Origin of the sequence: Pandoraea pnomenusa, from assembly GCF_000767615.3 — a bacterium.
Classification (GTDB): Bacteria; Pseudomonadota; Gammaproteobacteria; order Burkholderiales; family Burkholderiaceae; genus Pandoraea; species Pandoraea pnomenusa.
In genome coordinates this window covers 2,442,296-2,463,881 of sequence record NZ_CP009553.3, presented here as the reverse complement: position 1 = coordinate 2,463,881, position 21,586 = coordinate 2,442,296, and the positions used below count along the sequence as shown (strand labels likewise).

The 21,586-nt window shown below is 65.8% G+C and carries 18 protein-coding genes; 7 read left to right on the top strand and 11 right to left on the bottom strand.

From position 1 onward, the window contains the following. Positions 1-23 precede the first annotated feature (23 nt). The 4 genes from corA to LV28_RS35035 all read right to left on the bottom strand — a co-directional run bounded on the left by corA (position 24) and on the right by LV28_RS35035 (position 5,104). Complete coding sequence (corA, locus tag LV28_RS35050) at positions 24-1,001, bottom strand: magnesium/cobalt transporter CorA (RefSeq protein WP_023595798.1); 978 nt, start codon at positions 999-1,001, stop codon at positions 24-26. A gap of 73 nt (positions 1,002-1,074) precedes the next feature. Then, positions 1,075-3,780 carry a bifunctional acetate--CoA ligase family protein/GNAT family N-acetyltransferase gene (locus tag LV28_RS35045; RefSeq protein ID WP_038617691.1) on the bottom strand — a complete coding sequence of 902 codons (2,706 nt, stop codon included), beginning with the start codon at positions 3,778-3,780 and terminating at the stop codon, positions 1,075-1,077. A gap of 133 nt (positions 3,781-3,913) precedes the next feature. Further along, on the bottom strand, positions 3,914-4,399 hold the full coding sequence (dps, locus tag LV28_RS35040; protein WP_023595796.1) for a DNA starvation/stationary phase protection protein Dps: 486 nt from the start codon (positions 4,397-4,399) through the stop codon (positions 3,914-3,916). A gap of 132 nt (positions 4,400-4,531) precedes the next feature. Further along, complete coding sequence (locus tag LV28_RS35035) at positions 4,532-5,104, bottom strand: HdeD family acid-resistance protein (protein WP_023595795.1); 573 nt, start codon at positions 5,102-5,104, stop codon at positions 4,532-4,534. Between the two features lie 559 nt (positions 5,105-5,663). Here LV28_RS35035 and LV28_RS35030 point away from each other — a divergent pair. The 4 genes from LV28_RS35030 to LV28_RS35010 all read left to right on the top strand — a co-directional run bounded on the left by LV28_RS35030 (position 5,664) and on the right by LV28_RS35010 (position 10,598). Then, positions 5,664-6,191 (top strand): Csu type fimbrial protein, encoded by a 528-nt coding sequence (locus LV28_RS35030; RefSeq protein WP_023595794.1) that lies wholly within the window; start codon positions 5,664-5,666, stop codon positions 6,189-6,191. 15 nt (positions 6,192-6,206) lie between these two features. Next, on the top strand, positions 6,207-6,965 hold the full coding sequence (locus tag LV28_RS35025; protein ID WP_023874488.1) for a fimbrial biogenesis chaperone: 759 nt from the start codon (positions 6,207-6,209) through the stop codon (positions 6,963-6,965). 73 nt (positions 6,966-7,038) lie between these two features. Next, complete coding sequence (locus LV28_RS35015; protein ID WP_255315223.1) at positions 7,039-9,633, top strand: fimbria/pilus outer membrane usher protein; 2,595 nt, start codon at positions 7,039-7,041, stop codon at positions 9,631-9,633. Positions 9,634-9,683: 50 nt separating this feature from the next. Beyond that, positions 9,684-10,598 (top strand): Csu type fimbrial protein, encoded by a 915-nt coding sequence (locus LV28_RS35010; protein WP_051399270.1) that lies wholly within the window; start codon positions 9,684-9,686, stop codon positions 10,596-10,598. A gap of 6 nt (positions 10,599-10,604) precedes the next feature. Here the strand turns inward: LV28_RS35010 and astA are convergent, their stop codons facing one another. The 6 genes from astA to ilvB all read right to left on the bottom strand — a co-directional run bounded on the left by astA (position 10,605) and on the right by ilvB (position 17,744). Further along, entirely contained in the window at positions 10,605-11,645 is a 1,041-nt protein-coding gene (astA, locus tag LV28_RS35005; RefSeq protein ID WP_023874494.1) for an arginine N-succinyltransferase, read from the bottom strand. Positions 11,646-11,851: 206 nt separating this feature from the next. Next, complete coding sequence (locus LV28_RS35000; protein ID WP_023595788.1) at positions 11,852-13,093, bottom strand: aspartate aminotransferase family protein; 1,242 nt, start codon at positions 13,091-13,093, stop codon at positions 11,852-11,854. Positions 13,094-13,304: 211 nt separating this feature from the next. Then, positions 13,305-14,027: an amino acid ABC transporter ATP-binding protein gene (locus LV28_RS34995; protein WP_023595787.1), complete on the bottom strand. Its 723-nt coding sequence runs from the start codon at positions 14,025-14,027 to the stop codon at positions 13,305-13,307. Then, on the bottom strand, positions 14,011-14,763 hold the full coding sequence (locus tag LV28_RS34990; protein ID WP_023595786.1) for an amino acid ABC transporter permease: 753 nt from the start codon (positions 14,761-14,763) through the stop codon (positions 14,011-14,013). The genes LV28_RS34995 and LV28_RS34990 overlap by 17 nt, the downstream gene beginning before the upstream one ends. Positions 14,764-14,913: 150 nt before the next feature. Continuing rightward, complete coding sequence (locus LV28_RS34985) at positions 14,914-15,693, bottom strand: basic amino acid ABC transporter substrate-binding protein (protein ID WP_023595785.1); 780 nt, start codon at positions 15,691-15,693, stop codon at positions 14,914-14,916. A gap of 230 nt (positions 15,694-15,923) precedes the next feature. Further along, entirely contained in the window at positions 15,924-17,744 is a 1,821-nt protein-coding gene (ilvB, locus tag LV28_RS34980) for a biosynthetic-type acetolactate synthase large subunit (RefSeq protein WP_025249089.1), read from the bottom strand. Between the two features lie 172 nt (positions 17,745-17,916). On the opposite strand from ilvB, the gene LV28_RS34975 reads away from it, so the two are divergent. From LV28_RS34975 to trhA, 3 genes are all read left to right on the top strand, one after another. After that, positions 17,917-18,411 carry an Lrp/AsnC family transcriptional regulator gene (locus LV28_RS34975; RefSeq protein WP_023595783.1) on the top strand — a complete coding sequence of 165 codons (495 nt, stop codon included), beginning with the start codon at positions 17,917-17,919 and terminating at the stop codon, positions 18,409-18,411. 147 nt (positions 18,412-18,558) lie between these two features. Then, the gene (locus LV28_RS34970) at positions 18,559-19,116 is read left to right on the top strand and encodes a peroxiredoxin (protein ID WP_023595782.1); all 558 of its coding nucleotides are present in this window, start codon (positions 18,559-18,561) and stop codon (positions 19,114-19,116) included. Positions 19,117-19,129: 13 nt separating this feature from the next. Then, a complete protein-coding gene (trhA, locus tag LV28_RS34965) occupies positions 19,130-19,795 on the top strand; it encodes a PAQR family membrane homeostasis protein TrhA (protein ID WP_023595781.1) in 666 nt (221 codons plus the stop codon). On the opposite strand, the gene LV28_RS34960 is transcribed toward trhA, so the two are convergent. Next, on the bottom strand, positions 19,786-21,426 hold the full coding sequence (locus tag LV28_RS34960; RefSeq protein ID WP_038617695.1) for a hybrid sensor histidine kinase/response regulator: 1,641 nt from the start codon (positions 21,424-21,426) through the stop codon (positions 19,786-19,788). The two genes, trhA and LV28_RS34960, sit on opposite strands and share 10 nt — an antisense overlap. Positions 21,427-21,586: the final 160 nt, after the last annotated feature.

Genomic DNA, 21,586 nt, shown 5'->3' with positions numbered 1-21,586 from the left:
ATTGCGCGGGCCTCGCGGCTGCGTCACAACCAGCCGGCCTTGCGGAATTTCCGGTACAGGAGCAAATCGATGAGGATCATGGCCCCGATGCAGAGGGGGTAGCCGTACCGGAATTTCAATTCCGGGATGTCGGCGAAGTTCATGCCGTAGATGCCGGCGATCATGGTGGGCACGGCAAAGAGTGCGGCAAACGACCCCAGACGCTTCGTCGTCTCGTTCTCCGACAGCGAGATCATGCCGAGATTGACCGAGAGTGCCGTCGTGACCATTTCGCGCAGCAGATCGACATTCTTGGTGATGCGTTGAAGGTGGTCGAACACGTCCCGGAAGTACTCCTGCATGCCGCCGCAGAGCTTCGGCGCCATCGCGCCGAACAGTTTGCTGACCGCCTCCATGAGCGGCACACAGGCGTGCTGCAACGTAATGAGGCGTCGTTTGAGTTGATACAGGTCTTCGATGATGGCTCGCCCCTTGGCCGGCGCACTCGGCGTGAAGATCTGCGCCTCGATCGCCTCGAGTTGCGCTTCGAGGTCGTCGAATACGGGAAAGTAACTGTCGACGATGGCGTCCATGAGCGCGTAGAGCACGAAGATCGAGCCCTGCCGCAACAAATGGGGCTCTTTCTCCGCGCGCGCACGCACGGCGCCGAGCCCCTGCGTGGCGTTCGTACGCACGGAAAGCACGTAATTTTGCCCTGCGAAAATCGCCACTTCCCCGAGCGAGAAGTCGCCGTCGGCGTCCTTGTTGAGCACGTGCAGCACGGCGAAGAGCGAGTCGCCGTACTGCTCGATCTTCGGACGCTGGTGCCCGTGCTGCGCATCTTCCACGGCAAGGTCGTGCAGACCGAATTCATGTTGCATCTGCGCGAGCTCGCCGGGACCGGGGTCCTTGAGCGCCACCCATACGAAGCAATGCGGGCGCTCAAGGTAATCGGAGATTTCGTCGGGGTGCAGATCGGCAATCTTGCGGCCATCCTCATAGGCCACGCAATTCACTAGCATTCGTCGTCCTGGTCGAGGCGGCCGCCCTGCCGACGCACGCGGGCCGACAACGCGCGGCGCCGGGCCGTGGCCGCTAAGCCTTGCGTGTCTCCTGCGCCTGCGCTGTCTGTTGCAACGGCAGCCGGATGTGAAGAACGCCCGCCTCCATCTCCTTGTCTTCGACAAAGCCCAGATGACGGGCGAGTGTCAGCATACGCGTATTTGCCGTGAGTACATAGCCGATGAGCTCGCCCGTGCCGCGCCGGCGGCTGTAATCGACGATGTGCTCCATGAGGGCGCGCCCGAGGCCGCGACCCTGCGCGGCCGGACTCACGGTCACCGCGAACTCGGCGACCGTGTTGTCCGGATCGGCCAGCGCCTGCACCACTCCCAGCAGGCGCGTGTTGCCCTGCTCATCGCGCTCGGTCGCCACGAACGTCATCGCGCGGTCGTAGTCGATCTGTGTCACGCGCGCCATTTGCGAGTGCGAGAGCTCCTTGATCAGGCCGAAATAGCGGAACTGCACGTCCTGCGGGGTGAGCGTGTGGAAAAAAGCGTTATAGGCCGGCTCGTCCTCGGGCCGGATCGGGCGCACTCGCACCGGCTTGCCGCCCGCGTCGACCGTGCTCTCCAGTTCCTGCGGATAGGGCCGGATGGCGAGGCGCCCGTGCCCGGCCGATGCCGGCTTGCGCGCCACGATGCGGGCGTCGAGCGCCAGAACGCCGTGCGCGTCGGCGAACAGGGGATTGATGTCGAGCTCGGCGATCTCCGGCACGTCGCACACGAGCTGGGAGAGCTTGACCAGGGTGAGGTAGATGGCCTCGTGATCGGCCGGCGGACGATTGCGGTAGCCCGCGAGCAGCTTCGACACCCGGGCGCGCGCCACCATGTCGCGCGCGAGGTTCAGGTTGAGCGGCGGCAGACCGATGGTCCGGTCGGCGATCACTTCGACGGCAGTGCCGCCCTGCCCGAACAGCAGTACCGGCCCAAACACGTTGTCGGTGGCCACACCCACGATCAGTTCGAACGCCTCTGCCCCGTTGGCCATGCGTTGGACCGAATAGCCCGTCACGCGCGCGTCCGGTTTCGCGGCGAGCGCGCGCTTGCGGATCTGGCGGGCCGCATCGCATGCCTGCTCGGCCGTCTCGATGTTGAGCACCACACCGCCGACGTCCGACTTGTGTGTAATGTCCGGAGAGACAAGCTTGACCGCCACGGGAAAGCCAAGGCCCTGCGCCAGCGCTCCCGCCTGCTCAGGCGTCTCGGCAACGAGCGTCTCCACGACCGGAATGCCGTATGCGGCCAGCACACCCTTGGCTTCCGGCTCCGAGAGCAACGCCCGCCCCTCGCGCATCACCCCGTCGATGATGGCGCGTACCCGTGCGACATCGGGCGCGAAGCCCGGGGGAATGGAGGGCGGCGTTTCCATCAGCAACGACTGGTTGCGACGATAATTTACCGCCTCGAGAAACGCGCGAGCGGCATTTTCCGGCGTGTCGTACGTCGGCAGCCCCGCCTCGCGGCAAATGCGCCGGGCCCGCTCCGCCGTCTCGCCGCCGAGCCAGCACGTGAAAATGTTCTTCGACGGCTTCGGCAACGCGGCGAGTGCATTGGCCACATCGAGGCTCGGCATGACCGCCGTGGGCGCCTGGATGAACAGGACGGCCGCGGTCTCCGGATCTTCGCATAACGCCGCCAGCGTGCCCGTGTAGCGCGCCAGGTCAGCATCGCCGCCAATGTCGACCGGATTGACGCGGCCCAGTGTCGTTGGCAACGCTGCGTCGAGCGCCGCGCGCGTCTTGTCGGACAGACGGGCAAGCTTGCCGCCGTCGAGTACCAGCGCGTCGGTCGCCATCACACCCGCGCCACCGCCGTTGGTCATGATCGAGAGCTTGTCGCCCCAGAACGGCCGCAGCCGCGCGAGCGTCTCCACGGCGGCGAACAGTTCATCGGTGGTATCCACGCGCAGCATGCCGGCACGACGGATGGCGGCGTCGTACACATCGTCCGCCCCCGCCATCGCCCCCGTATGCGAGGCGGCGGCCTGCGCCCCCTCCGGCACGCGACCGGACTTGATCACCACGACCGGTTTGTTGCGTGCGGCCGCCCGCGCGGCCGACATGAACTTGCGTGCGTCGCGAATGGACTCCATGTACATCAGGATCGCGTCAGTACCGGGGTCGCTCGCGAGGTAGTCGAGCATATCGCCGAAATCCACGTCGGCGCTGTCGCCCAGCGAAACGAAATGCGAAAAGCCGATCTCGCGGGCATCGGCCCAGTCGAGCACGGCGGTCGTCAACGCGCCCGATTGCGAGACGAACGCCAGCTTGCCCGGGCGCGCGCCCATATGCGCGAAGCTGGCGTTCAGACCGATGCCCGGGCTCAGCAGCCCGATGCAGTTCGGCCCGAGAATTCGCAGCACATGGGGCTTGGCATGCTGGAGCATGCGCTCCTGCAACGTGACGCCATGGCGGTCGCGCTCGCGAGCGAGCCCCGAGGTGAGGACAACGACCGCGCGTGTCCCGCGCTCGCCGAGATCCCGGATAAGGCCCGGCACGGTCTCGCGTGGCGTGCAGACGATGGCGAGATCGGGCGCCTGCGGCAAATCGCTCACGTCGCGATAGCACTTGCGATCCGCGAGCGACGAATATTTTGGATTGACCGGGTAGATCTCCCCCGTGAACCCGCCGTCGATGACGTTCTGCAGCACGGTCGTGCCCACGCGCCGTTCACGCTGGGACGCGCCGATGACGGCGACCGACTTCGGCTGGAACATCTGGCTCAGATTGCGGGTGGTCATGGTGACTCCGGGGGATGGTCAGGGAAACAGCACCCCGGACTCACCGGGTGCGCGCGCTCGCCGATTCGCGCCATGCGAAGCCGGACGGTCGCTTGCGCGCCGGGGCGCCTGCGGCGCCCCGGCGACGCCGGGATCACTCGCCGCGCAGGTGCGCCTCGACTTTCCACAGATGGTCGTCCACGCCGCGCGAGATCTCCGTGAAAACGTCCGACGTGGTGGCGTCGCCGATCTCGGCCGACGCATCGATCAGGCCCCGGATGATTTCGCCGTACGCCGCCAGGGCCTCGGCCAGCGCCGCCGCATGATCCAGCCCGCGCTTGAACTCGTTCTTGTAGACCGGCAGTTCGGTCGCCTTGGCAACCGTCTGCACGCGTCCGTCGGCCACGCCGCCCAGTGCCACGAGACGCTCGGCGCAAAGATCCGTCCATTCGATGGCGGCGTTGTAGACCTCGTCGAACAACAAGTGCAGTTCGATAAAGCCCGGACCGTGCACATTCCAGTGCGCCTGCTTGGCCTGGCGCTGAACGTCGATGCCGTTGACCAACCCGCGATTGAGCTGATTGACCGATTCGATCCGGATCTTTTCACCGAGGGTGTTACGCGTATGATTCAGAGCCATTTGACACTCCTGACGTCAGGCAGCCCGCTGGCTGCCAGGGGGAAGCCGTCAGCAACAGGCAACTGCAGCCCTTGCGGACGAAAGAAAAAGAACGCGTCCCGGCATTTCCGGTCGGGACATGGTTAGGGATGCTCAGGACCGCAACGATCCTGCGGGCGTTCGCGAAGCGCCATGCGCGGCGCCCCGCAGCCTGAAACCGGCCATCACGAGCAGTGCGCCCCAGACGATGGCCCACGATCCGATCGCCCAGATCAGCGCAAGCGCACCCGCGCCGGGCTGCCACATGATGAAGATGGCAAACAGAATGCTGAACACACCGGAGAGAATGACCCACAGTTCGCCCTGGATCTCGCGACGCAGCGCGATTCCGGCAGCCACCTGCAAAACGCCGGTGACAAAACTCCAGGCCACGATATAGATAAGCAACGCCACGGCGGTCAACGCCGGGTTGAGATAGGTGAGCACGCCGATCACGATGCCCGCAATGCCTTGCAGCAACGGCAGCCACCAGTCGGCATGTTCCTTGCGCGCGCTCCACGCACCGGCCAGGGAGAAGACACCATCGACAAACGAAAACGCGCCGAAACACAGCACCAGCACCGCGATCGTCACGCCGGGCAAGGCAAACGCCGCGACCCCGAAGGCAACGGCCAGTACTCCACGCAGCACCAGCAACCACCAGTATTTCGACAGAAGTCTGAGCATGGCATCCCTCTCGAGAAATATCCGCAGGTAGCGAACACGTCCAACGGGCCGCCTATCACACGTATGGCGTGAATGGCGTCCGATATGCGACAAGAAGTCATTCTAGAGACTGCGTCGTCGCAAGATCAAGTGAAAATTACACGTTGCCTCGTGCCGCTGGCACGCCTTTTGATTGACATCATCCCGGCGCGATTTTTCTCCCCCAAAACGCAGGACGGCTCCCTGCCCGATCTCCCGATCGGCGCCGCCCCGCGCCCAACGCCGGTGTGCGCCCGGATCGCCCCGCATCGCCCCCCCGCGGCGTTCCATGCGCATTGCGGGCCCCACCGACATGCGCTTTGCGCGTATGTCCATCTCGGTCAGCCAGCATGCTCTCCCGCACAGCATGGGACTATTCCGAAAGCATTGGCCGCGAAGACATTTCAGCCCAATGCCCTCCTAAACTACGCAAAAAACGTGCAAAAGAAGCGTGACCTTTTGCCGTCCGTTCTGCCATCCATTACGTAGTCGGATACCGTCACCGCCGCACCAACGAATAGGAATACTAAGGAGAATGACGATGAATCGTTCCTTGTTGTGTCTCGCCCTGTGCGCCGTCGTTGGCATGTTGAGCCAAAGCGGGCCGGCCCGGGCAGCCGTATACACCAACGGGTCGGCGACGGCTCAGATGCGCGTGCAACTGACGATCCTGCCCGGATGCACGATCGCCGCCACGCCGATGACGTTCAACGCCGTGCAGGGATCGGCAACCGGACCCGTCGCGAGCACGTCGTCGCTCACGGTCGTCTGCACGGCGTCCACAGGCTACAACATCGGCCTGAACGCGGGCACCGTGCCGAACTCGACCGAAACCAATCGTCTGCTCGCGGGCACGATCACCGGCAACGCCACGACGATTCCGTTCGGCCTGTACCAGGACGCGGCCTATGCCACGCCGTGGGGAAATACACAGGGATCGAACACGTTGAGCGATTCGGGCAGCGGCGTGGCGAAGACCTATACCGTCTATGGCCAGGCCACGCTCTCGGCGACCATGCCCGAACCCGACGTCTATTCGTCCACGGTCACGGCGACCGTCTACTTCTGAATCGCGGGGACGATCATGCACCCGTCGAGACTTGCCTCGCACCGCCACGCCGCCCGTGCATGCCGCGGCGCCTTCGTCGCGCTGCTCACGCTCGGCGTGCCCGACGGGCATGGCGCCACATTGCAAGTCTCGCCGGTCATCGTCAACCTGTTGCCTTCGCAGCCAGCCACCACGCTCACGTTGGGCAACTCCGGCGAACTGCCGATCCACGGTCAGTTGCGGTTGTACGCCTGGGCCCAGCGCAACGGCGAAAACGTGCTCACACCCACGCGTGCGCTCATCGCCAGCCCGCCAATCATCCGCATCGAACCCGGCGAGCGGCAGATCGTGCGACTCGTACGCGCGGCGCGCGGCCCCGCGCAACGGGAGCAAAGCTACCGGCTGCTGGTCGACGAATTGCCGCCGGTCGGATTGCCTCCAGGTGAAGGCGTGTCCATCCGGTTGCGCTACTCGGTGCCGGTGTTCGTGCAGGCAAGTCGCGAGCACAGCCCCGAGCTGCACTTCGATCTCGACATCGCGCGACGGCAATTGGCGGTGCGCAACGACGGCGCGCGGCATGCGCAACTTGGCGCGACGCGAGTGCGCGATGCGACCGGGCGCAGCGTGGAGCTCGCGCATGGCTTGCTCGGCTACGTGCTCGCGGGACAAACGCGGCGCTTTGCCGTGCGCTGGCCTTCGGGTTCGCCGCCCATCGCGCCATTTACGGTCGAGTCTCGCATCGATGCCGTCCCGATGCGCTTTGCCGCTGACGAAGCGTCGGATGGCACGCGCTAGGGGCATTCACCACGCCGCGCGCCCCGCCGGCCTCGCGGCCCCGTCCCTGCCCACCCGGAGGGCGGCCGTGGCAATGACCATTGCCGCGATCGTGACGGCCCTCGCATGGCTGGGCCGGGCGACGGACGTGCACGCGGCATCCGCGCATCGCATCGCCGACGACCCCGGGCCGCCGACGCGCCTGCCCGTGGCATCTGGGTTCGACGACGCCGTATCCACCGCAACACTGAATTCGCCGACCTCATCAACTTCCTCGATCTCCTCGAACGCCTCGTTTTCATCCACTTCATCGATGCCATCGACGCCATCGACACCCACGATTTCGTCGAATCTCCCGGCACAGTCGGCGCCGCCATCTGCGGCCCCGGCGCGCGCGTCGAACGCGCCGCGTCCCGCGCGACTCGACGGCCCCTACGTGCTCGCGGTAGTCGTCAACGGCGAGCCCACCGGGCTGATGGCGCCCTTCGTGCGCCGACGGGGACGCTGGTTCGTGCGCGCGGGCGACCTTCGGGCGTTGGGACTGAACTCGCCGGAACTATCGACGCAGGACGTGACCGAAGTCGCGCTCGACGCCCTGCGCGGCATTCGTTACGCCTACGATGCGCCCACGCAGACACTCGAGCTGACGGTGGACGACAAGTGGCTCGCCCCGTACACGCTGGGCGCTCCGGCACCGGCGCCGATCCGCGCGACGGCGGGCACCGGGGTCGTCGTCAATTACGACGGCTACGTGCAGCGCGACCGGTTCACGCGTGCCTCCGTATGGAGCGAGTTTCGCGGCTTCTGGCCGGGCGGCACGCTGCGGCAGACCGGCGTGACCGAGCATTCGCGCTGGCGGCGCGGCTACCGCCGATACGACACCTGGTGGCAGCATGACGATCCGGCGCGTCTGGCGAGCTGGACGGCCGGCGATCTGATCACGGGCTCGCTGTCATGGACGCGATCGCTGCGCATCGCGGGGATGCAATGGCGGCGAAATTTCAGTCTGCGACCGGATCTCGTCACGTTTCCCGTACCGGCGTTGCGCGGCAGCGCCGTCGTGCCATCGTCGGTGGACCTGTATCTGGACGGCGTGCGACGCATGGGGGCACGCGTACCGCCGGGCCCTTTCGTCATTCAGGAGGCCCCCGGCCTAACCGGCGACCTCCAGGCAAGCGTGGTCACCCGAGATGCGCTTGGGCGTGAGCAAATCACCACAGTGCCGCTATACATCGATCCGCGTTTGCTCGCCCGCGGACTTTCGAGCTTTTCCGTGGAAGCCGGCTGGCCGCGCGAGGCTTACGGCATCCGCTCGTTCTCGTATCGGGGCGATCCCGTCGCATCGATCGCCGCGCGCTACGGCGCGAGCGACACGGTGACCGTGGAGGCCCAGTTACAGGCAGGCCGCCGTCTCGCGCTGGGTGGCGTGGGCGCGCTCGCCGCGCTGGGACACGCCGGGGTCGCCGGCGTGTCGGTCGCGGCGTCCAGCGGGCGCGGTGCCGGCGCGCAATGGAGTGCGGGCTATCAGTATCTGTCTCGATACCTGAGCGTCGACGCCCGCATGGTTCGCGCCATCGGGCACTATCGCGACATCGCGTCGCTCGACGGCACGCCCGTGCCGCGTGCAAGCGACCGCGTGAGCCTCTCGCTCCCGCTTGGTCGCGGCAGCACCGCCTCGCTCGCCTGGTTCGCCCAGCGCATGCGGCGCCAGCCGGCCACGCGCGTGCTGTCGGCGAGCCTGACGTTCCCAGCGGGCACGCGCGGCATGATATCGCTGGGCGGCTTTCGCGACTTCGCACGTCGCGGGGTGCACGGGGTGTTCGCCATGCTCAGCGTGCTGCTCGGCGGCAATGCATTGGGCAGCGCCTCGATGACCAGCCAGGGTGGCGGCACGCAAACCTGGGCAGGCGCGAGCCGAACGCCCGACTATCAAGGCGGCTGGGGGTGGCAGGTGCTCGCGGGGCGGGCCTTCTCGCGCCACACGGCACAGGGCGAACTGCAATACCTCGGCCGGCACGGTCAGATATCCGCTCTGGTGCAAAGGGTGGGACGCGAGACAGGCACCGGCATTGGCGTGACCGGCGCGCTCGTGGTCATGGACCACGGTGTGCATGCGACGCGACACGCTTACGACGCCTTCGCACTCGTGAGCGCCGACGGTCAGGCGGGCGTACCGGTGTTGCGCGAATCGGTGCGCGTCGGTCGAACGGACGCGCGCGGCTACTATCTCGTGCCGGACCTGAGCGGCTACGAAGCCACGCGGATCGGCATCGACCCCATGCACCTGCCCGCCGACCTGGAAGTCACGACGACAGAACGCCGCATCGCGCCGCAATCGGGCAGCGGCGTGCTGGTGCGCTTTCCCGTGCGGCGATATCGCGCCGCACTGGTCACCCTCGTCGGGTCGACGGGACAGCCCCTGCGCCCCGGCACCGCCGTGCGTCATGTACAAAGCGGATTCGTCACGATCGTGGGCTACGACGGCGAAGTCTTCGTCGACGATCTCGGCATGCGCAATACGCTCGAGGCGCATGACGGTTCACAGCGATGCCGCGCGTCGTTCGAATGGTCCAAGTCGCCCAACGGCAACATTGCGCGCATCGGCCCCCTCGAGTGCGTGGCGTTCGGCACGCTTGCCGAGCGGCGCCCGGGACGTCCCCGCGCGCCCACCATAGAGGCGCCGTCGTGACGCCCGGGACACCCGCGCGAGGCTGCCGGACATTGGCGGCGGCCGTCGCGTTGATCACCGCGAACGCCTCGGCGCAGACGTGCTCCGTCGGCACACCGTCGCTCGCCTTCACCGCGTTCAGCCCGATTTCCGGCGCAGCGCTCAACGCCACCGGCACGATTCCGGTGACATGCACCTGGCCTTTGCTCGGCGCCAACCCTAACGTCAAGGCATGCCTGGCGTTGAACGCCGTGCCGCCGCTCACCCTCACCAACGCCGCAAATGCGATCCGCTTCGGCCTCTTCGTCGACGCCGCCTACGCCAACACCTGGGGAAGCAGCCCCGGCAACATGATCGCGCTCACCATGACAGCCCCGCCGCTGGGCGGCACCCTGACGCAGAACGTCAGCTTCTACGGCAAGATCGATGCCGCGCAAACGACCGTGCCCACCAGCGGTGACGCCAACACAGTGTATTCACACACGTTCGGTGCGGCGGATATCAGTCTGCAATACGCGTCCTACGCACTGCTCGCGCCCGCCCCCGCGTGCGGCAGCGCCATGACTGCGGCCCCAGGCGTGCCGTTCACGAGCAACGTGACCGTCATCAACAACTGCACCATCGCGGCGACCAATATCACCTTTGCTTCGCAGTCGACGTTGACGACAGATGTCAGCGGCAGCGGACAACTGACCATCCAGTGCACGAACAACGATGCGTATCGCGTAGCACTCTCGGGCGGGATCTCGGGCAGCGTGAGCACGCGGCGGATGACCGGTACCACAGGCGCGAGCGTGGACTATCAGCTGTATCTGGACAGCGCCCGCACGACGATCTGGGGCGACGGCACGTCCGGCACGTCGCAATTGACGGGGATCGGCTCGGGTCTGGTCCAGTTCGTTCCGATCTATGCCCGGGTACCGTCGCAGTCGACGCCGCTGCCGGGCGTCTACACCGACACCGTCACTGCCACGATCCAGTTCTGAGATCGCTCAGACGGCTTCGGCACGCGGCGGCTTGAGCGGCAACACCTGGATGCGCTCGCCCTGCGCGACGCCGAGCGCCTGGGCCGCCATCGGGCTGAGGGTGAACGTGCGCCGCTCGGGACGCCCATTGACCAGCGTGGCACGGAACTCCGCGAGCCCCAGACGCGCCACCAGATAGGGTTCGGGATTGGCGACGGTAGCGTCTTGCGCAATGTTCACACTCGGATACCGGCTATCGCGCGCCGCGCGCAGATCGGCCACACGCGCCTCGAGCACCGGGCCGCTGTCGAAGATGTCGACATGCGCGCCGGAGCGCATGCCTTCCTGCTCGAGCAGACGACGTGCGGGCAGGGTATCGCGATGCGTGACGCCAATGGCCGCCTGGGCCTGCGGCGAGAGAAAGTCGACGTAGATCGGGTACTTCGGCATCAACTCGGCCACGAATGATTTCTTGCCGATCGACGTGAGATAGTCCGCCTGGTCGAAGTCGATCTTGAAGAAATGCTGGCCGAGCGATTGCCAGAACGGACTTTGGCCGTCATCGTCGAAGAAGCCGCGCAACTCGGCGCACACGTGCGTGCCGAAGCGCTCCGGGAACTGCGCCATGAACAGGAAACGGGCCTTCGACAGCAGCGCCCCGTTGCCGTGCCCGCGCCAGGCCGGGTCCAGCAGCAACGAGCAGAGTTCGCTGTATCCCGTGAGGTCGTTCGACAGGGAGAGCGTGAGCATGCGCGACCACACATTCAACTCGCGACTGGCGTGCACGATCGTATCCTTGCGATACGTGTAGAACGGCTGGTCGAGCCCGACAGCGGCTTCCAGCCCGCAGACTCCCGTAATCCCACCCGTTGCAACATCCTCCATCACGAACAGGTAGCCCTGCTCGGCCGTCGGCGCCCGACCGTCGAGCGTTGCCGCCACCCGCGTCAGGCGGGCCTCGAGCGCCGCCCGGTCGGGCTTGAACGACGTCATCCCCGGCCCGGCCAGCGTCGCAAGCTGCAACAATGCCGGCAGATCGCCCGGCCCCGCCAGGCGTACCACGCGCAACGATGTCGACGGATCAGGCGCCTCGTCCGGCGCCTGCGTCGGCGTGACCAGTTTCGATTGACGGTTCATGGACATATCCGACGAAGAAGAAGACTGGAGGCACGCCGTCAAGGCACGGGCCGGAGCGGCGCGATCCGCCGGTCCGGCCCGAAGTCCCGAGCTTGCGGCACGGGCTGGCGCGAGTGGGAGTCGGTGTCCTGGCGCGCTCAGGCGGCCTTCGCCGTGGCGGCGACCGCAGCTACCGCCTTTTCCAGCGATGCCAGGCCGGCGTCGATGTCGGCGAATGGAATGTTCAGCGACGGCGCGAAGCGCACGACGTCGCCGCCCGCCACCAGTAGCATCAGCCCTTGCTTCTCGGCTTCGGCCACGATGTCCTTCGCACGGCCGGCGAACTCCGGCTTGAGCACGGCGCCGATGAGCAACCCCATGCCGCGCACCTGCGCAAACACGCCGTGGCGCGCATTGATCGCCTCGATGCCCTTGACGAAGTGCTCGTGACGCGTCTTCACACCGCCGAGCATTTCAGCCGTATTGATCAGTTCGAGAACGCGACCGGCGATCGCCGTGGCAAGCGGATTGCCGCCGTAGGTGCAGCCATGCGTGCCCGGCGAGAAACTCGCGGCAATCTTGCTGGTGGTCAGCAGCCCGCCGATCGGATAGCCATTGCCCAGCGCCTTCGCCGTGGTCAGGATGTCCGGCGTGACGCCGTATTGTTCATAGGCGTACAGCGTGCCCGTGCGGCCCACCCCCGTCTGCACTTCGTCGAAGATCAGCAACGCGCCATGCTTGTCGCACAGGGCGCGCAGACCTTTCAGGAACTCCGGATCCGCCGGCAGAACGCCGCCCTCGCCCTGCACCGGTTCGACGATCACGGCCGCCGTGGCGTCCGAGATGGTGGCCTCGGCGGTCTGCAGGTCGTTGTAAGGCAGATGCATGATGCCGGCCGGAATCGGGCCGAAACCTTCGGTGTACTTCGCCTGGCCGCCCACGCTGACGGTAAACAGCGAACGACCGTGAAACGAGTTGTAGAACGAAACGATCTCGCTCTTTTCCTTGCCGCCGCGCTCGGCGGCATGGTCGTATGCGTAACGGCGCGCGAGCTTGAGCGCGGCTTCGTTCGCTTCGAGTCCCGAATTGCAGAAGAACGCCTTGTCGGCAAAGGTGGCTTCGGTGAGCGCCTTCGCCAGACGCAGCACCGGCTCGTTGGTGTAGCCATTGCCGATATGCCAGACCTTGCGCGCCTGCTCCTCGATGACCTTCACGAGTTCCGGATTGGCATGGCCGAGCGCATTGACCGCGATGCCACCGGTGAAGTCGACATACTCGCGGCCCTGCTGGTCCCACATGCGCGAGCCTTCGCCGCGCACGGGCACCATCTGGGCGGGAGCGTAATTGGGCACCATCACGTCGTCGAACGTCTGGCGGGTCACAGCGATTGGCTGGCTCATGACTTCCTCGTGAAATCGGAATGCAATCTGCGATTGCGGGACAGGCCCCGGGGACGGGTCACTGTCCTGTGAGAAAAAATCCTGGCTGGGCGCTCAGGGTGCCTGCGGGGTGCGTGTGCCGCTGCCTTCGCGGCACTCGACGCGCGTACCCTCGCATTGTAATCAGATGCGGCGCGCGCATATACCTTCGCGCGCCCCGTCATCGCGAGATTTACAGAACTTTGCGCAGAAATTCGCGCGTGCGCTCGTGCCTGGGGGCCGAGAAGATCTGGTCCGGCTTGCCCTCTTCCATGATCACGCCCTGATCGATGAAAAAGACGCGGTCGGAGACTTCACGCGCAAAGCCCATTTCGTGGGTAACCACGACCATCGTCATGCCCTCTTCGGCGAGCGACTTCATGACCTCGAGCACTTCGCCCACGAGTTCCGGGTCGAGCGCCGAGGTCGGCTCGTCGAAGAGCATGACGGTCGGCTTCATGGCCAGCGCACGGGCAATCGCCACGCGCTGCTGCTGGCCACCGGAGAGCTGGTTCGGAAAGGCGTCGATCTTGTCGATCAGGCCGACCTTTCGCAGCAGTTGCTCGGCGATGGTCACGGCTTCGGCACGCTTGATGCCGTTGACCTGCATTGGCGCCAGAATCAGGTTCTCGAGCACCGACATGTGCGGAAACAGGTTGAAGCGCTGGAACACCATGCCGACGCTCGCACGCATCGCGTTCATGTCGGTCTTCGGATCTTCCACGTGAAAGCCGTTCACGAGCACTTCGCCGCCGCTTACGTCCTCAAGCCCGTTCAGGCAGCGCAGGAAGGTGCTCTTTCCCGAGCCCGACGGGCCGATCACGCACACCACTTCCTTCTCTTCGATGCGGCAGGTAATGCCGCGCAGCACGTGCGCATCGCCGTACTGCTTTTGCAGGTTATTGACGACGATCACCTTTGCCGTACCTCGTTTCCAGATGTTGAACAAAAGCCGAGAGCACCAGCGTGATCGCCCAGTAGATGAGCGAAATCGTCAGGTACGGCTCCCAATAGCGCGCGTACGCGCCCGACACGGTGCGCGCGGCGTACGCCAGCTCCGCCAGACCGATGGCCGACGCCAGCGACGAGTCCTTCACAATGGCGATCGCGTTGTTGCCCAACGGTGGGAGCATGCGGCGAAACGCCTGCGGCAGCACGACTTTGCGCAGCGTCTGCATATAGGTCATGCCCAGCGAGCGTGCGGCCTCTGCCTGCCCGCGGTCGATCGACTGGATGCCCGCACGGAAGATCTCGGAGACGTAGGCGCCGGCATTGAGCGAGATGGCCAGCACCGCCGACATGAACGCGCCGTACTGCGAGCGAATTTCACGCGCGAGGTCGCCGCTCACGATCAGCCCTTCGGACGGATTGATCAGCACGGGCATCAACGCGAAGTGAATCAGAAGAATCTGAACGAACAGCGGCGTGCCGCGGAAAAAGCTGACGTAAAAGCGTACGGGGTATTGCACCACGTAGCGAAGGAAATACTTGTAGAAACCGTGACGCGCCTCGGCCAGACGGCCGACGCCGAGCACGAGCCCAAGTAGCGTACCGGCGATCACGCAGATCACCGTGCACTTGAGCGTCATCAGCGTGCCCTCGACGAACAGGGGCATGTACTCGCTGATGATGTTCCACTGGAACCCACCCATGAAGCACCTTTCTCACGAAATGAAACGAACCGGTTGCCCGGCAGAAAAACGCTCGCGGCCCGGGGGTTGACGTCGGAACTCGACGATCAGCTCACGGGCCGCGAGAGGCCAGCTATGTGGCGCGCGTGGCGCGAATGTTACACGCGTTGCTTATTGTTGCGGCAGCGTCGGCACTTCCGAGTCGAACCACTGCTTGTAGATCTTGGCGTAGGTGCCGTCGGCCACGATCTTCTTCAGGCCCGTGTTGATCTTGTCGAGGACAACCTTGTTGCCCTTCTTCACGGCGATGCCGAAGTACTGGCGCTTGAACTTGCTGTCGTACACCAACTTGAACGGCTTTTCCGGATGGCTCTTGATGTAGAACTTGATCACGCCGACATCGCCCACGGCGGCGTCGACACCGCCGCGATACAGCTCTTCGAGCATGAGCGGCGTGTTGTCGAAGCGACGGATCGCAGTGCTTGCACGGCCCAGTTCCTCCGAGACGGCGATGTCGCCCGTGCTCGAATTGACCACGCCCACCTGGAGCTTCTTGAGATCGGCCAGGCTCGCGACCTTGGCGCCCGGCGCGGTGATGATGACCTGGTCGGCCGGGAAGTACGGCGCCGAGAAGTCGACCATTTCACGACGTTTGTCGGTGATGGTGATGCCCGAGATGATGATGTCGCGATCGCCCTGATCGAGCGTGGCGAAAATGCCTTCCCACGGCGTGCTGACCAGCTTCACGTTGAAACCGCCTGCCTTGCCGACCGCCTTGATCACGTCGATGTCGAAACCCACCAGTTCCTTTTGCGGCGTTTCGAATTCGAACGGGCGATACGTACCGCCGGCGCCGACCGTGTAGGTCGGTTCAGCGGCCTGCGCTGCGGGCACCGCGGCGAAGGTCGTCAGAAAACAGGCGGCGGCCAGCACGAGGCGCTTCGTCAACATGTTGATTTCCTTGGCGAGAATTCTTGAAAGAGCGCAATGATACTCCTGGCCGTCCGGGAAACGAAAAAAACCCGCCGAAGCGGGTTTTGTCGTTGCGATCTCGCGACGAGACGTCGAATTCTCACTGGACGGTAATGCCTGGATGGCGCGCGGATGCGCGCCACATTGGCGGTCGCCGGCGCGCGTCGTCAAACCAGCCGGCCTGCCGCGCCCCGCCTGCGCGGCGCGCGTCAGAACGCGCCCGCGGCGATCGGCCCCGCTGCCTGCCCGGGCCCGAAGACCACGTCGCGATACGTCTTGCCTGCGGGAATCATCGGATAGACGTCGTCCTCGCGAGCGACCAGTACATCGAGCAGGTACGGCTCGCTCGGGTCGGCGAGCATGCGTTCCAGGGCGCCCCGCAGCTCGTCGGCCCGCGTGACTCGCGCGCCCGCCACGCCGTAGCCCGCCGCGATGGTCACGAAGTCCGGGTAGGGACGGCCGTCGTCGGCCCCGTCGGGCGTGTTCGGATCGACCAATGACGACGCCACGCGATTGCGCGCGTAGATCATGTCCTGCCACTGTCGAACCATGCCGAGCCACTGGTTGTTGATCACCAGCACCTTGACCCCCAGTCCGTAGCGGCGGCACGTCGACAGTTCGTTGACGGACATGTTCAGGCTGCCGTCGCCGTCAATGTCGATCACCGGCACGTCGGGCAGCGCGACCTTCGCGCCGATGGCCGCGGGCAGACCGAAGCCCATCGTGCCGAAGCCCGCGCTGGACAGGAATGTGCGCGGCGCGCGCAGACGCAGGTGCTGCATCGCCCACATCTGATGCTGGCCCACACCTGTCGTGACAACCGCTTCGGGCGGAAGCTGCGCCGCGAGCGCCGAGATCACGTCGACACCGGTGAGCACGCCCGCACTGCCGCCCGCGTCCACTCTGGTCGCGCGCAGCGGGTGCGCCTCGCGACGTTCGCGCAGATACGCATGCCAGCCGGGCACGATGCGGCGCTTCGCGTGCGCCAGCAGCCCGGCAAACGCATCTCGCAGATCGGCATGGACGCCGAGCGTCACAGGTTTGTTCTTGCCGATCTCCGAGGCGTCGACATCGATATGCACGATCTTGGCGTGACGCGCGAACGCGCTCGGATCGCCGATGACGCGATCGTCGAAGCGCACGCCGAGCGCCAGCACCAGATCCGCCTCGTTGACGGCCACGTTCGCGACATAGGCGCCGTGCATGCCCAGCGGCCCCAGCAGCAAACGATGGTCGTCCGGCAAGGCGCCAAGGCCCATCATCGTGAGCGCGACCGGGCAATCGAGCGCCTCGGCAAGCGCCGCGAGCTGAGCGCCGGTGCCCGAGGCGATGACCCCGCCACCGGCATAGATGACGGGACGCTCGCTTTGCGCGAGCAACGCGGCGATGCGCTGCGCCGTCTCGTCGCTCATGCCGGCGGGCGCGGGAACCGTGAAGCGCTTGTCCGTCGGCTGATCGGGACGGGCCTGCTGGATGTCCTTCGGAAAATCGAGCAGCACCGGACCAGGACGCCCGGCCAGCGCGCAGGCGGCCGCCTCGCGGATGGCGGCCGGAATGTCGCGCGCCTCGCGCACCTGGCGCGCCAGCTTCGTCACCGGTCGGGTGATGGCGACGATGTCCACCTCCTGAAACGCATTCTTGCCAAGCCAATGCGTGGCCACGTTGCCCGTGATCGCGAGCACCGGTACGGAGTCGCTTGCGGCGTCGGCGATACCCGTCACGAGATTGGTCGCGCCGGGGCCCGAAGTGGCCAGGCAAACGCCGAGCTTGCCGGTGGCGCGCGCATAACCCTGCGCACCGAAGACCGAACCCTGCTCATGTTCGGTGCGCACCAGCGTGATGGCCACGCGCGAGAGCGCATCGAGCATCTCCAGGTTCGCGCCGCCGGGGTAGCAGAACACGGTCTGCACGCCAATCTCGACCAGCGTGCGCGCAATCAGATCAGCACCCTTGGCGGACAGCGGGGCGACGGGCTGGGCAACGGCCCCGGTTGCGGTTTCGCTGGCGGGCAGCGTCAGATCGAGTTTCATGATGTCTTGTGTTCCTGCGGATTCCGCCGGACAACGACGGATTGTTGCGGCAAATGCGCCTTATGAAGCTCAAGCTTACGGAAACCCGTCGGTAAATGCTTCGCGTATCGTTGACAAATCCCCACCAATTTCACATGATTCATTCAAATATTGCCTTGCCAAGGAATAAATCATGCAACTCGACGAATTTGACGAAAAAATTCTCGCAATCCTGCAGGAAGATGCCTCGCTTTCGGCGGCACAAATCGGCGAGCGAATCGGGTTATCGCAGTCGCAATGTTGGCGGCGAATCGACCGCCTCGACGCGGAAGGCGTGATCGAGCGTCGGGTGGCGCTGGTTGACCGGAAGAAAGTCGGCCTGAACGTGATGCTCTTCGCGCACGTGAAGCTCGCGGGCCACAACCGCAACGCCCTGCCGGAGTTCTCGAAGGCGATCCAGGCGTTCCCGGAGGTGCTCGAATGCCATGTGCTCATGGGCAATGTCGACTTCCTGCTGCGCATCGTCACGCGCGACGTCGATGCCTATGAGCGTTTTTTCTTCGAGCGCCTCTCGCAACTGCCGATGGTCCAGGAGGTGAACTCGATGATTGCTCTCTCGCAGATCAAGTCGACCACCGTCCTGCCGATCGGCGAGGGTCACACGGGCGGTGTCTCCGCGGCGTCGTAATTTCGCGGGCGCATCGGTGTTGCCAGCGTCAGACGCGTCGACGGGGCCGTCTGTGCGCGGGTGCGGACGGCGCGCCCGGCGCAAGGGCCACGTTGGACAGGGTGCGCGCAAGCCTCTATCCTTAAGCATCCACTCCGGGAGCCTCGCATGAAACGTTGGTTCGGACTGACGGCCGCCGCCGCGATTATCGGCGTCACGGCCTGGTGCTTCATCCCCGCCCACGCGGCACTCAAGAACGGTTCGCCCGCACCCGATTTTTCGGCGCAAGCCTCGCTGGGCGGCAAGGTCTTCACCTTCTCGCTGGCCGACGCCCTGAAGAAAGGCCCCGTCGTGCTGTACTTCTATCCGGCCGCGTTCACTCAGGGCTGTACCATCGAAGCACATGATTTCGCCGAAGCCACCGACACCTTCAAGTCGCTCGGCGCGACGGTAATCGGCGTGTCGCACGACAACATCGACACGCTCAACAAATTCTCCGTATCCGAGTGCCGCAGCAAGTTCGCCGTGGCCGCCGACACGAATCAGCACATCATGCGCGCCTACGACGCCGTGCTCTCGCTCAAGCCGGACTATGCCAATCGCGTGTCCTACGTGATCGCGCCCGACGGCAAGGTGATCTACAGCTACGTCAGTCTCAATCCCGACAAACACGTCGCCAACACGCTCGAGGCCGTTCGCCAGTGGCGCAAGACGCATCCCGCATAAGGCCCCCGTCGTCATGCTCACCGCCGAATCCCGCGCCAAGGCGCTGGCACGAGAACAAACCCGCAGCGAAGAGCTCGCCAACAGCATCAGTCACGGCGTCGCCTGCCTCGCCGCACTTGCTGCCATTCCCTTCCTGTTCGGCACCAATCGCCTGCCGTTGCCGAACACGGCCGAACAAATCGGCCTGGGCGTGTTTGCCGCCACGATGGTTGTCGTCTACCTGGCGTCGGCGCTCTATCACGGGCTGCCGGACGGACGTGCGAAGCGGCTGTTCATGCGCGTCGACCACTGCGCCATCTTCCTGTTCATCGCAGGCACGTACACGCCCTTCACGCTCAAGATCCTGAACGATCCGTGGGGGTTGCCCCTGCTCACCGGGGTATGGACCATGGCGATCGCCGGCCTGCTTGCGAAAGCGTTCGGCCTGCTCGACCGGCCGCTCGTCTCGACGCTGCTCTATATCGGGCTCGGCTGGATGGCGGTACTGGTCGCCGGCCCCGTGCTGGCCGCGATTCCGGGGCCCGGTGCCGGATGGCTCTACGCGGGCGGCGCCGCCTACACGATCGGCGCCGTCTTCTATTCCCTCGACGGCCACATCAAGTTCGGGCATTTCGTCTGGCATCTGTTCGCCATCGGGGGTACTGCCTGCCATTACCTCGCGGTGTGTCGCTACCTCTGATCCCCGCCATCGGCCGATAGACGCCTGCAATCCGCCAGCTTCGCGCTCAACCCGTCGCAGCGCGCGGTCAACGCCGGATCGCCGAACATGCGGCAGGCGCCACGCATGCGATGGAGCAAAGCCTGCGCCGCATCCAGGTCCTCCCGGCGACGGCGGCCGATCAGACGCCGAAAGCGCGCCAGATCCTTCGCCATCTCGTCACGCATCAGACGACGGGCGCATGGATCCTCGGACAACGGTGCCCGCCGCACCGCCGGCAACGCCACGGGCATTGGCGACGCAGACCATTCCCCGGTCTCGCGGGGCCACCGCAGCGCAAGCACCCGCCCCAGCTTCGCACACGACACCGGCTTCGTCAGCACGGCATCGATGCCGGCCTCACGGGCCGCGCGCGCGGCAATGATCGATCCCGTCACGGCAAACACCACGGGCGGTCGACGGCCGAGCACCGGCGCCAGCGCCTGAAGGGTCTTTGCGAGCGTCAGTCCGCAGGCGCCGCCGAGGTGCACGTCCGTGAGCACCACGTCGATCTCGTGCGACACCCATTGCAGCAACGCCTGCGTCAGGTCCTGCGCGCGCTCGACGCGGCAACCGAGCGACGCCAGCTGGTCGGCCAGAACGGCGCGATTCATCACATGATCGTCGACCACGAGCGCGTGCAACCCCGGACGCACGTTCACGGGCGCGGGCGCCATATCGACCGGTGCGGGCCTCGGAGTCCGTGCGGGCGCCACGCGTGGCGTGGCCAACGGCACGGACAACCGGAACCGGGCACCCGTCGTCGACGGTTCCACGTACAAGGCCCCGCCCATGCGATTCGCCCATTGCCGTGCGATCCACAATCCAAGCCCCGAACCCGGCACCGCTCGGTCGCCCCGGGCAAACGCGGCGAACACCTCGTTCTCCATGCCCGCGGGAATACCGGGCCCCGTGTCGCTGACGCGAACGGTCAGCCAGCCGGATAGCGGCGATCCGACGAGCGCGCCGGTGCTGCCCGTTCCACCTGTGCTGCCGGGGTCGTCGGGGGCGCCCGCCCGCCATGACACGGTCGCCGCCACGCCGCCGCAGAGCGTGAATTTCAGCGCGTTGTCGACCAGCGTGCGCACGATCTGACGCAGCCGCACGGCGTCCCCTGTCACCGTTGACGGAACGTCATCCGCAATGTCGCAGTCCAGCGCAAGCCCCTTGCGGCGGGCGATCTCGCCGAACGCATGGATTTCCTCGTCCAGACAGGCACGAATCTCGAAATCCGACGCCTGAAGCGGCAGGTCCGCCCCGCCGTCCCCGAGGCACCGCAATTGCAGCACGTCGTCCACCACACCGGCCGCCACGCGAAGCATGCTGCCCATGGCGTTCAGGCGCGAGCGCCGCAGCGCGCCACCCTCGTCGACGCCCTCGACGGTGTGGCTGCCGCCTTCCGGTGCCACCGGCACCGACGCCTCCGCCCGCAGCGCATCGAGATGGCCCTGAAGCACCTGGAGCGGCGCGCGCAATTCGTGCACCAGCGCCAGCCGAAACGTGTCGGGATCCGGGAGGGCGTGCCTCTCGGCGCCTCGCGCCTGCATGCCGCGCACTTCGCACCGCCCGGCGCCGGCCGGCTCATGCGGGTTGTTGAATTTACCAAGATTCATCGCATCGTTGACGCCACGTCACGGCTCGTGCGCTTCGGCGTACTGAAGAAACCAAATGAGCTTCAAAGTCTCGCCTTTTGCCGGTTTTGTGCGGCTGCGCAAATTCTGATCTTCCTTTCCCGGCGTCGCGTTTTCGGAATCGCCCGAGCCGAATGACTCA

Bases quoted from the DNA above. Each gene is read 5' to 3' on its own strand.
- corA (WP_023595798.1), bottom strand. From the start codon at position 1,001: ATGCTAGTGAATTGCGTGGCCTATGAGGATGGCCGCAAGATTGCCGAT.
- LV28_RS35045 (WP_038617691.1), bottom strand. From the start codon at position 3,780: ATGACCACCCGCAATCTGAGCCAGATGTTCCAGCCGAAGTCGGTCGCC.
- dps (WP_023595796.1), bottom strand. From the start codon at position 4,399: ATGGCTCTGAATCATACGCGTAACACCCTCGGTGAAAAGATCCGGATC.
- LV28_RS35035 (WP_023595795.1), bottom strand. From the start codon at position 5,104: ATGCTCAGACTTCTGTCGAAATACTGGTGGTTGCTGGTGCTGCGTGGA.
- LV28_RS35030 (WP_023595794.1), top strand. From the start codon at position 5,664: ATGAATCGTTCCTTGTTGTGTCTCGCCCTGTGCGCCGTCGTTGGCATG.
- LV28_RS35025 (WP_023874488.1), top strand. From the start codon at position 6,207: ATGCACCCGTCGAGACTTGCCTCGCACCGCCACGCCGCCCGTGCATGC.
- LV28_RS35015 (WP_255315223.1), top strand. From the start codon at position 7,039: ATGACCATTGCCGCGATCGTGACGGCCCTCGCATGGCTGGGCCGGGCG.
- LV28_RS35000 (WP_023595788.1), bottom strand. From the start codon at position 13,093: ATGAGCCAGCCAATCGCTGTGACCCGCCAGACGTTCGACGACGTGATG.
- LV28_RS34990 (WP_023595786.1), bottom strand. From the start codon at position 14,763: ATGGGTGGGTTCCAGTGGAACATCATCAGCGAGTACATGCCCCTGTTC.
- LV28_RS34985 (WP_023595785.1), bottom strand. From the start codon at position 15,693: ATGTTGACGAAGCGCCTCGTGCTGGCCGCCGCCTGTTTTCTGACGACC.
- ilvB (WP_025249089.1), bottom strand. From the start codon at position 17,744: ATGAAACTCGATCTGACGCTGCCCGCCAGCGAAACCGCAACCGGGGCC.
- LV28_RS34975 (WP_023595783.1), top strand. From the start codon at position 17,917: ATGCAACTCGACGAATTTGACGAAAAAATTCTCGCAATCCTGCAGGAA.
- LV28_RS34970 (WP_023595782.1), top strand. From the start codon at position 18,559: ATGAAACGTTGGTTCGGACTGACGGCCGCCGCCGCGATTATCGGCGTC.
- trhA (WP_023595781.1), top strand. From the start codon at position 19,130: ATGCTCACCGCCGAATCCCGCGCCAAGGCGCTGGCACGAGAACAAACC.
- LV28_RS34960 (WP_038617695.1), bottom strand. From the start codon at position 21,426: ATGAATCTTGGTAAATTCAACAACCCGCATGAGCCGGCCGGCGCCGGG.